At 64.8% G+C, this 12,843-nt stretch carries 11 protein-coding genes and 1 tRNA gene; 10 read left to right on the plus strand and 2 right to left on the minus strand.

The window, feature by feature from the left end:
• Positions 1 to 69: 69 nt before the first annotated feature.
• From IVA98_RS10025 to IVA98_RS10035, 3 genes are all read left to right on the plus strand, one after another.
• Positions 70 to 876: an undecaprenyl-diphosphate phosphatase gene (locus IVA98_RS10025; protein ID WP_247295046.1), complete on the plus strand. Its 807-nt coding sequence runs from the start codon at positions 70 to 72 to the stop codon at positions 874 to 876.
• Positions 877 to 1,042: 166 nt separating this feature from the next.
• Positions 1,043 to 2,368 carry an FAD-binding oxidoreductase gene (locus IVA98_RS10030; protein WP_247354815.1) on the plus strand — a complete coding sequence of 442 codons (1,326 nt, stop codon included), beginning with the start codon at positions 1,043 to 1,045 and terminating at the stop codon, positions 2,366 to 2,368.
• Positions 2,369 to 2,371: 3 nt separating this feature from the next.
• Positions 2,372 to 3,112, plus strand: a complete 741-nt coding sequence (locus IVA98_RS10035; RefSeq protein ID WP_247295050.1) for an SDR family oxidoreductase — start codon at positions 2,372 to 2,374, stop codon at positions 3,110 to 3,112.
• Positions 3,113 to 3,269: 157 nt separating this feature from the next.
• On the opposite strand, the gene IVA98_RS10040 is transcribed toward IVA98_RS10035, so the two are convergent.
• Positions 3,270 to 4,235, minus strand: coding sequence for a complex I NDUFA9 subunit family protein (locus tag IVA98_RS10040; RefSeq protein WP_247303950.1), 966 nt, complete (start codon positions 4,233 to 4,235; stop codon positions 3,270 to 3,272).
• 150 nt (positions 4,236 to 4,385) lie between these two features.
• Here IVA98_RS10040 and IVA98_RS10045 point away from each other — a divergent pair.
• A tRNA-Leu gene (locus IVA98_RS10045) sits at positions 4,386 to 4,472 on the plus strand.
• Between the two features lie 113 nt (positions 4,473 to 4,585).
• Here the strand turns inward: IVA98_RS10045 and IVA98_RS10050 are convergent.
• Complete coding sequence (locus IVA98_RS10050; RefSeq protein ID WP_247303948.1) at positions 4,586 to 5,857, minus strand: MFS transporter; 1,272 nt, start codon at positions 5,855 to 5,857, stop codon at positions 4,586 to 4,588.
• Between the two features lie 349 nt (positions 5,858 to 6,206).
• Between IVA98_RS10050 and IVA98_RS10055 the strand changes: the two genes are divergently transcribed.
• From IVA98_RS10055 to rpoN, 6 genes are all read left to right on the plus strand, one after another.
• A complete protein-coding gene (locus IVA98_RS10055) occupies positions 6,207 to 7,457 on the plus strand; it encodes a UbiA family prenyltransferase (RefSeq protein ID WP_247303946.1) in 1,251 nt (416 codons plus the stop codon).
• Positions 7,458 to 7,570: 113 nt separating this feature from the next.
• The gene (locus tag IVA98_RS10060) at positions 7,571 to 8,185 is read left to right on the plus strand and encodes a ribonuclease D (protein WP_247276537.1); all 615 of its coding nucleotides are present in this window, start codon (positions 7,571 to 7,573) and stop codon (positions 8,183 to 8,185) included.
• A gap of 163 nt (positions 8,186 to 8,348) precedes the next feature.
• Entirely contained in the window at positions 8,349 to 9,086 is a 738-nt protein-coding gene (gene lptC / locus IVA98_RS10065; protein ID WP_247303943.1) for an LPS export ABC transporter periplasmic protein LptC, read from the plus strand.
• A gap of 5 nt (positions 9,087 to 9,091) precedes the next feature.
• Entirely contained in the window at positions 9,092 to 9,805 is a 714-nt protein-coding gene (locus tag IVA98_RS10070) for an LptA/OstA family protein (RefSeq protein ID WP_247332727.1), read from the plus strand.
• Positions 9,806 to 10,052: 247 nt separating this feature from the next.
• Positions 10,053 to 11,060, plus strand: coding sequence for an LPS export ABC transporter ATP-binding protein (gene lptB, locus IVA98_RS10075; protein WP_247303939.1), 1,008 nt, complete (start codon positions 10,053 to 10,055; stop codon positions 11,058 to 11,060).
• 89 nt (positions 11,061 to 11,149) lie between these two features.
• Positions 11,150 to 12,778 (plus strand): RNA polymerase factor sigma-54, encoded by a 1,629-nt coding sequence (rpoN, locus tag IVA98_RS10080; RefSeq protein ID WP_247303936.1) that lies wholly within the window; start codon positions 11,150 to 11,152, stop codon positions 12,776 to 12,778.
• Positions 12,779 to 12,843: the final 65 nt, after the last annotated feature.

Here is a 12,843-nt window from a genome sequence, read left to right on the forward strand (position 1 = left end):
TTTGCGATTGCGGCATGGGGGCGAATAGGCGAGAAGAGCCCCGCTTTTCCAGCGGAAATGGACCGTAATATGTCAGACGCAATACGGGCAGTGATCCTCGGCATCATCGAGGGGGTGACCGAGTTCCTTCCCGTGTCCTCGACCGGCCACCTCTTGCTCGCGGAGCGCTTCTTCCATCTTGGTGAAGGTGCCTTCTGGGATTCGTTTACGGTTCTGATCCAGCTGGGTGCGATCCTCGCGATCGTCGGGCTCTATTTCAGGAAGCTGTGGGACGTCGCGATTGGCCTGTTTACGGGCGATGCCTATGCGCGCCGCTTCGTGATCGGCGTGCTGGTCGCGTTCCTGCCGGCCGTGATCGTCGGCCTCCTCGCCGGCAAGTACATCAAGAGCGTGCTGTTCAATCCGTGGGTCGTCTGCTTCACGCTGATCGTCGGCGGCGCCATCCTGCTCTGGGTCGACAAGCTCGAGCTCAAGCCGCGCGAGCATGAAGCCACCAAGTTTCCGCTGCTGATGTATCTCTATATCGGCATCGCGCAGTGCGTGGCGATGATCCCGGGCGTGTCGCGCTCCGGCGCCAGCATTGTGGCCGCCATGCTGCTCGGTGCGGACAAGCGCGCGGCGGCGGAGTTCTCGTTCTTCCTCGCCATCCCCACCATGATCGGCGCGTTCGCCTACGACTTCTACAAGAACCGCGCCGAGATGACGATGGATCATATGAACATCGTCGCGATCGGCTTCGTGGTGTCGTTCATCACCGCGATCATCGTGGTCAAGACGTTTTTGAGCTACGTCACCCGACACGGTTTCGTGCTGTTCGCCTGGTGGCGCGTCATCATCGGCACGCTCGGCCTGATCGCGCTGGCGCTGGGGCACTAAGTTCGAGGTACCCCTAGCCCGGATCGAGCGTTCCGCTTCACCTCTCCCGTAGGGAGAGGTGGGCACTGAGACGCTTGGTTGGGCCGGCGTTCTCAACGCAATATAAGCTTTTGGCCGGTAGTCAGTCTCCAGCCCAGGGCCGCGCGCCCGGCACAGGAGCTGAACCATGACCCTCGTCAGCGGCTGGGGGCGTTTTCCGGTCGTCGATAGCGACGTGCTGCGGCCGTGCTCGTTCGCGGCCGTCGGCGAGGCTGTCTCGGCCGGCACCGTCGCGCGCGGCAATGGCCGCGCCTATGGCGATGCCGCGATCGGCGCCGCCAGGACCGTCGCGATGACGGGGTTCGACAGGGTCAGGTGGTTCGATCCCGCGAGCGGGCGCATCCGCCTCGAGGCCGGCGTGCTGCTGTCGGACCTGATCGAGACATTCGGCCCACGCGGCTTCCTGCCCTTCGTCGTGCCCGGCACGCGCTTCGTGTCGATCGGCGGCGCAATCGCGGCCGACGTGCACGGCAAGAACCACCATTGCGAGGGCGGCTTCGGCCGCTACGTCGACAGCATTTTGCTGCGCACCGGGCAGGGCGAGGTGATCGAAGCCTCGCGCGAGCAGAATTCCGATGCGTTTTTCGCGACCGTCGGCGGCATGGGCCTGACCGGAATCATCCTCGAGGCGACGATGCGGTTGCGGCCGGTCGAAACCGGATGGATCCGCGAGCGGGTGATCTCAGCGTCCGACCTCGATGCCGCGATGCGCGCACTCGACGCGGGCGATGCCGCGACCTATTCGGTGGCCTGGATCGATTGCGCGGCGCGAGGACGCGATCTCGGCCGCGCGCTGATCTTTCTCGGCGAACACGCCGGCAGAGACGAACTCGCCGCTGGCGCCGCTGCGTTTCCGGTCGGCAAAGATCCCAGCCTCGGCGTGCCCGTCGATCTGCCCTCGATCACGCTGAACCGCCACAGCATCCGCGCCTTCAACGAGCTGTACTATCGCATAGGCGCGCGGCGCGCCGGCGGCAGCCAAGTGGTCTCGCTCTATCCGTATTTCTTTCCGCTCGACAGCCTCAAAGACTGGAATCGCATCTATGGCAAGCGCGGCTTCGTCCAGCATCAATGCGTGATTCCGGAGCAGGGCGCGCGCGAGGTGCTCGACGACATCCTCCAGCGCGTCGCGCGTCGCGGCGATGCCTCCTTCCTCGCCGTGCTCAAGAAGCTCGGCCAGGGCGACGGCATCCTGTCGTTTCCGCTGCCCGGCTACACGCTGGCGCTGGATTTCCCGCTGAAGGGCGACATCCTGAATTTCCTCGACGAGATCGATCGGCTGGTCGTCGCTGCCGGCGGGCGGCTGTACCTCGCCAAGGATGCGCGCCAGTCGCGCGCGACGTTCGCGGCCGGCTATCCCGCCTTGCAGCGGTTCAACGCGATCCGCAGATCGCTCGATCCCACAGGCAACATCCGCTCGAAGCTTTCACAACGCCTGTTTGATGAGGTTTAGTCCGTGACGTCACGCAAGTCCGCAATTGTGCTGGGTGGCTCCTCCGATGTCGGCCGCGCCGCGGCGCGCGCCTTCGCCAAGGCGGGATACGACGTCGCGCTCGCCGGCCGCGACGTCGCCGCGCTGGAGCGGGATGCCGCCGATCTGCGCGCGCGTTACAATATCGAGGTCGGTCTTCACAAATTCGATGTGCTCGACACCGCGTCATTCGAAAGCTTTGTCGCCGGCCTGCCGGCGTTGCCTGATGTCGTGGTCTCGATCGTCGGCCTTTTGGGCGTGCAGGAGAACGCGCAATCCGATCTCGCCCACGCCACCACGATCATGCGCTCCAACTACGAAGGCCCGTCGCTGATCCTCGGCCTATTCGCCGAAAAATTTCTGGGCCGCGGCACTGGCACGATCGTCGGAGTATCCTCCGTTGCCGGCGATCGCGGCCGCGCCTCGAACTATGTCTACGGCTCGGCCAAAGCGGGCTTCTCCGCCTTCCTGTCCGGCCTGCGTGCCCGCGCCAGCCGCGGCGGCGTGCATGTCGTCACCGTCAAGCCCGGCTTCGTCCGCACCAAGATGACGGAAGGCATGAAGCTGATCGGCCCGCTCACGGTGGAGGCGCCGGTGGTCGGCGATGCGATCCTTCAGGCGGTCGAGAGGAAAATCGACGTCGTTTATGTCAGCGGCAAATGGCGCCTCGTGATGCTGATCATCAAGACGCTGCCGGAAGCGGTGTTCAAGAAGCTGAAGTTTTGACGTGTAGCCGCACCGGCGGTGCGCTCCCTCCCCCGCTTGCGGGGGAGGGTCGGGGAGAGGGTGCTTCCACAGAGAGACTCTCCCCAAGAGGAGAAAGCCCTGACCCGGATTGGTTCGCAATCCGACCTCACCCGCAAGCGGGAGAGGCAACCAAACCTCACGCGCTCTTGCGCTGGAACTGGCCGGCCGCGCGGAAGCGCCAGAGATATTGCGGGGCGATCGCCTCCAGCGAATCCGGCGTGATGCCGAGCCCTTCCAGCGTCAGGCCAGCGGCCTTCGCTGCATCCGACACGACATTGTCGCGTTCGAGCATCGTGACCTGGTCCGGCGTCAGCTTCAGCGCACCCGGCGCGAATTGCAGGAAGGCAGCCTTGAAGCGGGCGAGCCCAAACGGCAGCGGAATCAGCATTCGCTCGCGGTCCGTGATCTCGAGGATGGTCTCGATGATCTCGCGCATGCTCAGCACCTCCGGCCCGCCGAGCTCATAGGTCGCGCCGGCCTTGGCCTTGCCATCGACGGCATCGGCGATCGCGGTGGCGACGTCGCCGACATAGACCGGTTGCATCCTGGTCTCGCCGCCGATCAGCGGCAGCACCGGCAACATTCGCCCCAGCGCGGCAAAGCGGTTGGTGAACTGGTCCTCGGGCCCGAACATCACGGAGGGGCGGAAGATCGTCGCCGACGGCGCGGCGGCCAAGACCGCGACTTCGCCGGCCGCCTTGGCCTTGGCATAGCGCGACGGCGATTCCGCGTCGGCGCCGATCGCGGAGACATGCACCAGGCTGGCGCCGGCGGCGGCCGCCGCCTTGGCGACGGTCTCGGCGCCCTTGGCCTGGACGGCGTCAAAGGTCTGCTCGCCGCTCTCGGTGAGGACGCCCACGAGGTTGATCACGACATGCGAATCGCGCAGCGCCGCCTCGACCGAGGCCGGGTAGCGCAAATTGGCCTGCACGGTGTGGACCTGCCCGACCTTGCCGGAGGGCTGGAGATATCCGGCGAGTTCCGGCCGCCGCACCGCGACCCGGATCCGGTAATCGCGCTTGCACAGGGCGCGGACGACATTCCGGCCCAAAAACCCCGATCCGCCGAAAACCGTGACGAGCGTGTCCAGATTCGATGCCATGGGGTCGGTTCCTGCAGGTGGGTAAGGGGTTGTCAGGCTTGTATCGGGCCGGTTTGCGATGCGCAATCGGCATCCCGCAACAGGCTTCACGCATGAATTGACAACGGCGTCACCGAACCGTAGTAACCGCCTCCGTGCCCCAAACGGCATGCCCAGGTGGTGGAATTGGTAGACGCGCTGGCTTCAGGTGCCAGTGGCTTAACGGCCGTGAAGGTTCGAGTCCTTTCCTGGGCACCATTTGCAAGATTTGACGCAAAATGGGGCTGCTTCCGATCAGTCGCGATGGTAGCCGACGATCCAAGCACCGACTTGGCCTCGTCCCTTGCTGGGACAGATCAGCCCGTCCGCCCTCACACCACCCGCTTTCCCGCCCGCTCCGCCACCGCCTTCTGCACAAAGTACATCGCGCCCAGCGCGACGATCGTGGTCGCGACCACGACGTAGCCGAGCCGGTCGAAATGGATCAGCGAGCCGTCCGCCGCTTGGGCGATGATGGCGGCGGCGAGCACTGAGCCGAGCCCGCCGGAGAGTTGCTGAAGCGAGGCGCTGACCGCGCTGAACGAGCCGCGCTGGCTCGGATCGGGAATCGCCGACATCAGCGCCTGTGACGGGATCATGCGCGAGAAAATGCCGACGAACATCAGGACGTTGACGAGGATCGCGGTCGCCAGCGAGACGTGGCCGAGATGGGTGTAGGTCAGCACCATGATCACCGACACCACGCTGCCGAACACGAAGGTCGGGTATTTGCCGAACGCGTCGCTCGCCCTGCCGACCAGAGGCCCCGTGACGATGCTGAACAGGCCGGAGACGAGATAGATCGTCGGCAGATGCGCAATGTCGATGCCGAGATTGTGCACGGTGAAGGCGCTGGAGAACGGCATCAGCATGTACCCGCCCGTCGCCAGCAGCGTCGTGACGGCGAAGGCCAGCGTATAGCGCTTCTGTCCGACGGTGGCGATCAAATGCCGGAACGGGTTTCTGTCCTGCTTCAATTTCAGATGCGCATCGACCGGCTCCATGGCGAAGGCGATGACCGCGATCGCTGCGATCGACACCACGACGATCGCAGCGAAGCAGACATGCCAGCTCCAGTGATTGGCCAGAAACAGCCCGGCGGGAATGCCGAGCACCTGGCTTGCGGCAAACGCCGTCTGGATGAAGCCCATCACGCGGCCGCGCAGCTGCAGCGGAAACAGGTCGGTGATGATGGCGAGCACGACCGAGCCGATCACGCCGCCGAACAAACCGGTGACGATCCTGCCGAGCAGCAGCACATGGTAGTTCGGCGCGGCGGCGCAGAGCATGGTCCCGAGCGTGAAGCCGACATAGAAGAACAGCAGCAGGCGCTTGCGATCGAATCGATCGGCAAAGCCGGCGGCCAGGATGCCCGAGATCCCCGCGCTGAACGCGTAGGCCGACACCGCGACGCCGAACTGCCCGGCCGTGATGTCGAGCGCAGGCATCAGGATGGCGCCGAGCGGCGACATGATGACGAAGTCGAGGATGATCGTGAATTGCGTGAACGCGAGCAGCGCGATGAGGAGCGCCTGATAGCGCGAAAAGCCGCGTTGGCGTTCCTGGGGGTCGTTGACGGCCGCGGCGAGCGTCTGTTCGGTCATGGCACCTGATTCAGCGTAAGCGCGGCGGGGCGCGCGAAACTGGCAGATAGGGTGGACGGCGACGATGTCCACGGGTGCAGGCAAAAGCTCTGCCGTAAGGGGAGGCGCGGAGCAGGTTGTGGGATCCGGGCAACAGGGCGCCCGCGCGAACCGCCCGCTCCTGTCTGGGGGAATTAAGCCGCCCTTAGCGAATGCTCCTCTAGGCTCGCGAGCATCCATTTCCCCTGCTCCCCGGCCTTTGGGCCGGTCATTTTGCGGCAAGTAAGAGCGTTTCCGGATGGAGCAGCCTGCCTGGCAAGATTCTGGCGCCCCAACACCGTCCGCAATTGCGGCGGCTGGGCCGACGCTTGTGATCGATCTGGAAGGCGCGCTGCTGCGTTCCGAACTGCTGATGGAAGCGCTGTTCAGTGCGCCCGGCCGCATGATGGCCCGCTTCGGCGCCGGCGGACGCCCGGGTATGGCCGCGCTCACGGACATCCTGGCGCAGGCCGAGATCGACTATGCCCATCTGCCCTATGATTCCGATGTGCTGAATCAGGCGCTGGCGGCGCGGGCGCAGGGCGCGAAGATCTATCTTGTCGCCGGACGCTTCGCCGATCATGCGGCGGGCATTGCCGCACATCTTGGCTTTGACGGCGTCGTGCCGCCGGCCGATCTGGCTGCGGGCCATACGCTGCCGTTCGATCGCGGCGCGATCGAGCGGATCGAGAGCCGCGGCCACAGCCACGTCAGCTGGAAAACCTGGGCCAAGGCCCTGCGCGTCTATCAATACGCCAAGAACACGCTGGTGTTCGTGCCGGCGCTCACCGCGCATCAGATGAACCTTGCAACGCTCGGCTATGCATTGCTGGCGTTCATGGCGTTCTCCGCCTGCGCGTCGGGCGCCTATCTGATGAACGATCTCCTGGATCTTTCGGCCGACCGGCAGCATCCGACCAAGCGCCATCGCCCGCTCGCGGCCGGCGATTTGCCGATCTCCGCGGCGCTAGCAGCGATTCCTGCGCTGTGGCTGTTCGCGCTCGTCGCCAGCCTCTGCATCTCGCCTCTCTTCCTGGGCGTGCTCGGCGCCTATCTCGTCACCACGATCGCTTATTCGCTCGCGCTCAAGCGCAAGATGCTGGTCGACGTCGTGACGCTGTCTGGCCTCTACAGCTTGCGCATCATTGCCGGCGCCGTCGGTGTCGGGGTGGTGCTGTCGGAATGGCTTTTGATCTTCTCGCTGTTCGTGTTCACCTCGCTGGCGCTCATCAAGCGTTTCAGCGAGCTCAGCATGCGCGAGAGCGCGGGCCTCGCCGATCCTTCCAACCGCGATTACAGGATCACTGATCTGCATGTCATCGCCGCGATGGCGGCGGCGAGCGCGATGAACGCGGCAACCGTGTTCTCGCTTTACGTCTCCTCCTCCGCGGTGACGCCGCTCTACAGCCGTCCCTGGATGCTGTGGCTGCTCAACCCGCTGCTGCTGTACTGGTTCGGCCGCGCCCTGATGATGGCGCACCGCCGCGAGATGCCTGACGATCCGATCATCTACGCTTTCCGCGACGGCCCCAGCCGCATCGCGGTGGCGGCGATGATCTGCATCATGCTGGCGGCGATCTGACCGGACCCGTAAGGTCACGGCCGGCGCTTGCGCGGCCCGCCGTGAGTGGATACATCGCGGGTAATCCCGATTAGCCTATTCTGCCGACAGACCATTCGAGGTTTTGAAACGCCATGACCGTACGCCTGCATCGCGGCGATCTGCCCGACCTGTCCCGCTACACCGCAGCGGTGGCGATCGACACCGAGACCATGGGCCTCAACCCGCACCGCGACCGGCTCTGCGTGGTGCAGCTCTCGCCCGGCGACGGCAGCGCCGACGTGGTGCAGATCCCCAAGGGGCACACCGACGCGCCGAATTTGAAGGCGCTGCTGGCCGATCCCGCCATCACGAAGATCTTCCATTTCGCGCGGTTCGATATCGCGGTGCTGTATCAGACCTTCGGCGTCATGACCGGGCCGATCTACTGCACCAAGATCGCCTCCCGCCTGACCCGCACCTATACCGACCGCCACGGTCTGAAGGACCTGGTGCGCGAGGTGCTCAACATCGACCTCTCCAAGCAGCAGCAGTCCAGCGACTGGGGGTCCGACAGCCTGAGCGAGCCGCAACTCGCCTATGCCGCCTCCGATGTGCTGCATCTGCACGGCCTGCGCGAGCGGCTCGATGCCATGCTGGTGCGGGAAGGCCGCTCCGCGCTGGCGCAAGCTTGTTTCGACTTCCTGCCGACCCGCGCCCTGCTCGACCTCCAGGGCTGGGCGGAAGAGGACATTTTCGCGCATTCCTGATGCCGCTCGTGGCCGCTAGGGTCAGGGCTGCCGCCCCGTTTCGGACACTTTCGTAACGGCCTGTCGCCGGCTGCATATTTTGGCGGCGCCGGGTACAATGGGGCGTCGTTCCACCGGACAAGGCGAGCGCCACTTCAGGAGCCCAGGTGAATCAGGAGTCCAGGTGAATTCGGCCCAGAATCCCACCTACGACGCCGCGCTTGCGGCGAAGTTTGCCAGCGCGGCGCGCCACAGCCGCTTGGTGCGGATTCTGCGCGTCGCGGTGCCGGGCGCGGTGCTGCTGTCCATGGCCGCCATCGTCGGCGTGTCGGTCTTCAATCCGTTCCGCATGCTGATGCCGAAGCTGCCGCTCGACTCCGGAAACCTGGTGGTGTCGGGCACCAAGATCACCATGGAAACGCCGCACCTCGCCGGCTTCACGCCGGACCAGCGGCCCTACGAGCTCTGGGCCAAGACCGCGACGCAGGACATCACCGACCCTGATCATGTCGACCTTTCGGATCTGCGCGCGAAGGTGCTGATGGAGGATCAATCCACCCTGTTCCTCGACGCCCGCACCGGCCGTTTCGACAACAAGCAGCAGCAGCTCGAACTGCACAAGGACATCTTGCTGCGCACCTCGACCGGCTACGAGGCGCGGCTGAACTCGGCCTTCGTCGACATGAACAAGGGCACGGTCACCTCCGACGAGCGCGTCGACGTCAAGCTGACCAACGGCACGCTGACTGCGGACCGGCTGCGGATCACCGAGGGCGGCGATCTCATCCGCTTCGAAGGCAATGTGGTGATGCACCTGGATAAGCTGGACGATCCCGCCGCCGCACAGCCTGCGCCCCCGGCCGAGCCTGCGCCACCTGCAAAGACGCGTATGCCTCAGAACAAGTCTGCCAATTCAAAGTGATTTCAATGATCAGTTTTTTTTCGCGCAGCGACAAGAAGCGGAGCGCCGTCCTCGGCACAGCCGTGCTTGTCGCCGCCGTCATAGCGGTGGTCGCTGGCGGGGCCGCCATTGCACAGAGCACGATGCAAGGCGTGCCCAACGCGATGCAGGGCTTTTCGCAAAACCGCGACCAGCCAATCCAGATCGAGGCCGCCTCGCTCGAGATGCGCGACAAGAAGAAGGAGGCGACCTTCGCCGGCAATGTGAAGGTCGTGCAGGGCGACACCACCATGACCTCGAAGACGCTGGTGGTGTTTTACGAATCGGGCGGCGGCGACAAGCCGGCCGCGCCGCAGCCGGCGGCGAAGGGCGCGAAGGCGGCACCGATGCAGTCGGCAACGCCCGGCCCAGGCGGCAGCTCCGCGATCAAGCGGCTGGAGGCGCGCGGCAATGTCGTGGTCACTCAGAAGGACCAGGTGGTAACGGGCGAGACCGCCGTGTTCGACACCAAGACCAACCTCATCACCATGCTCGGAGGCGTGGTCTTGACGCAATGCAAGAACGTGCTGCGCGGCGACCGCCTGATGGTCGACATGACCACGGGCGTGTCGCGCGTGGAATCCGAGAGCGGCCGGGTCCAGGCCCTGCTGCCGCAGGGCGGCGGCAATGATTGCGGCCAGGGCGCCAAACCCGGCAACGCGCCGCCTCTGCAGTTGCCAGGCGCAAGTAAACAAAAGTAAATTCAATCACTTGTCTCGGATGCTCCCGAGACGAGGTTGAAGCTTGCCCAGCAAGACTGTATCTAGCGCGAAGGGCTTTCGAAGCGGGGTTCGCCGCTTTTCGGGCGTGTTTCACTGGGCATGAGACATCCCTCACTCAGGCTGCAGCGGCGGATCGCAAAGGCCGGTGCGGCAGATCGCGGGATCACGCGCGGATCATCGTGCAGGATTGTCGTGCAGGATCGTCGTGAAAGGCTAGAAGGCGGGGATGGTCGATCTCTTCAGCATGTTCCGTCGGCGACCCGCCAAACGCGGCCGGCCAGGATTTGCGCGTCAGGACATCACCGCGCTCGGTGACAATGTCGGCGGTCTCGTCACCAGCCCGGTGCGGGATGCGCCGCCGACCGCCCGGAGCCAGCCGATGCGTGCGCCCGACCAGTTCCAAGGAGACCATCAAGCCGACTATCAAGCCGAGCCGCCGCGTCCACAGGCGGTTCACCCGGTCACGGCTGGCAGCAGATCCACTGGTACAGGCGGGCAGCTGCTGCGGCGGCCTGGCTTCCTGGCTGTGCACAGTGTGGAAAAGGCCTTCGGCAGCCGTCAGGTGGTGCGCGGCGTCAGCATCTACGTGCGCCGCGGCGAAGCGGTCGGCCTGCTCGGCCCGAACGGCGCCGGCAAGACCACCGTGTTCTACATGATCACCGGCCTGATCAAGGCCGATCGCGGCGCGATCGAGCTCGACGGGCACGATGTCACCAAGCTGCCGATGTATCAGCGCGCGCGGCTCGGCATCGGCTATCTGCCGCAGGAGGCCTCGATCTTCCGCGGCCTCACCGTCGAGCAGAACATCCGCGCGGTGCTCGAAGTGGTCGAGCCCTCGCGCAAGAAACGCGAACACCAGCTCGATTCGCTGCTCGACGAGTTCAACATCACGCGCCTCAGGAAATCTCCGTCGATCGCGCTATCAGGCGGTGAGCGCCGGCGCGTCGAGATCGCGCGCGCGTTGGCGACGCGGCCAAACTACATGCTGCTCGACGAGCCCTTCGCCGGCATCGATCCGATCGCGGTCGGCGATATCCAGGACCTCGTCCGCCATCTCACCAATCGCGGCATCGGGGTCTTGATCACCGACCACAATGTGCGCGAAACGCTCGGCCTCACCGATCGTGCCTACATCGTCTATGCCGGTGAAATCCTGACCGAGGGTACCCCGGATGAGATCGTCGCCGATCCGGACGTGCGCCGGCTTTACCTTGGCGAGGAATTCCGCCTCTAGTTTGTTTTTGCGCGGCGTCAAGGCGTGTACATCGGGCCCGGACTAGGATAAGCAAAAATCGGACCAATTTTGGGAACGGTTCTTGCTTCATGGCGCTTACGCAGAGATTAGAGTTCCGGCAATCGCAGTCGCTGGTCATGACGCCGCAGCTGATGCAGGCGATCAAGCTGCTGCAATTGTCCAATCTCGATCTCACGACCTTCGTGGAGGAGGAACTCGAGCGTAACCCCCTGCTGGAGCGGGCCAATGACGAGGCCGGCGGCGCTGAAGCGCCCGCGGAGGTCAGCCAGTTCGGCGATGGCGACGAAGGCGGCCAAGGTGAAGGAGTTGGTGACGACGGCTTTGGCGGCAGCGCGGAGGCGTTCGAGCCTGGGCAGGAAGAATGGATGAGCAAGGATCTCGGCACCCGCGCCGAGATCGAGCAGACCCTGGACACCGGCCTCGACAACGTCTTCTCCGAGGAGCCGGCCGAGGCGGCCGCGCGCAATGCCCAAGATGCCGCGCCGACCACTTACACCGAGTGGGGCGGTGGTGCCTCCGGCGATGAACCCTACAATCTCGAAGCGTTCGTCGCGGCAGAGAGGACCCTGTCGGACCATCTTGCCGAGCAGCTCTCGGTTGCCTTCACCGCGCCGGCGCAGCGCATGATCGGCCAGTACCTGATCGACCTCGTCGACGAGGCCGGCTATCTGCCGGGCGATCTCGGCCAGGCCGCCGAGCGTCTCGGCGCATCGCAACAGGACGTCGAGGAAGTCCTTGCCGTGCTGCAAAAATTCGATCCACCCGGCGTCTGCGCGCGCAATTTGAGCGAATGCCTGGCGATCCAGCTCCGCGAGCTCGACCGCTACGATCCGGCGATGCAGGCCCTGGTCGAGCATCTCGATCTTCTCGCCAAGCGCGACATCGCGTCCTTGCGCAAAGTCTGCGGCGTCGACGACGAGGACATCGCCGACATGATCGGCGAGATCCGCCGCCTCAATCCCAAGCCCGGCATGAAGTTCGGCTCGGCGCGCCTGCAGACCATGGTGCCCGATGTCTATGTCCGCCCCGGTCCCGACGGTGGCTGGCATGTCGAGCTCAACAGCGACACCCTTCCGCGCGTGCTTGTCAACCAGACCTACTATTCCGAGCTGTCGAAGAAGATCGGCAAGGACGGCGACAAATCCTACTTCACCGATGCGCTCCAGAACGCGACCTGGCTCGTGCGCGCACTCGACCAGCGCGCCCGCACCATCCTGAAAGTTGCAACCGAGATCGTGCGCCAGCAGGACGGCTTCTTCACCCATGGCGTGGCACATTTGCGGCCGCTCAATCTGAAGGCCGTCGCGGACGCCATCCAGATGCATGAATCCACGGTGTCGCGCGTTACCGCCAACAAATACATGGCGACCAATCGCGGCACGTTCGAGCTGAAATATTTCTTTACGGCCTCGATCGCCTCGGCTGACGGCGGCGAGGCGCATTCCGCCGAAGCGGTGCGGCACCACATCAAGCAGCTGATCGATTCGGAAGCGCCTACGGCAATCCTGTCGGATGACACCATCGTGGAACGCTTGCGCGCTTCGGGCATTGATATTGCCCGCCGCACGGTCGCGAAGTACCGCGAAGCCATGCGCATTCCCTCTTCGGTGCAACGCCGCCGCGACAAGCAGAGCGCTCTTGGTAACGTCCTCGCCACCGCAATGTCCGATCGCCCCCGCAACACCGAGCCGGCCTGATTGCGCTGGCGCGAAATCGCGCTACTCTCGATGTCCCATCGAGACCGATCCAAGCTAGGCACTTG

It is taken from the genome of Bradyrhizobium sp. 160 (assembly GCF_023073735.1).
In the GTDB taxonomy this organism is placed as follows: domain Bacteria; phylum Pseudomonadota; class Alphaproteobacteria; order Rhizobiales; family Xanthobacteraceae; genus Bradyrhizobium.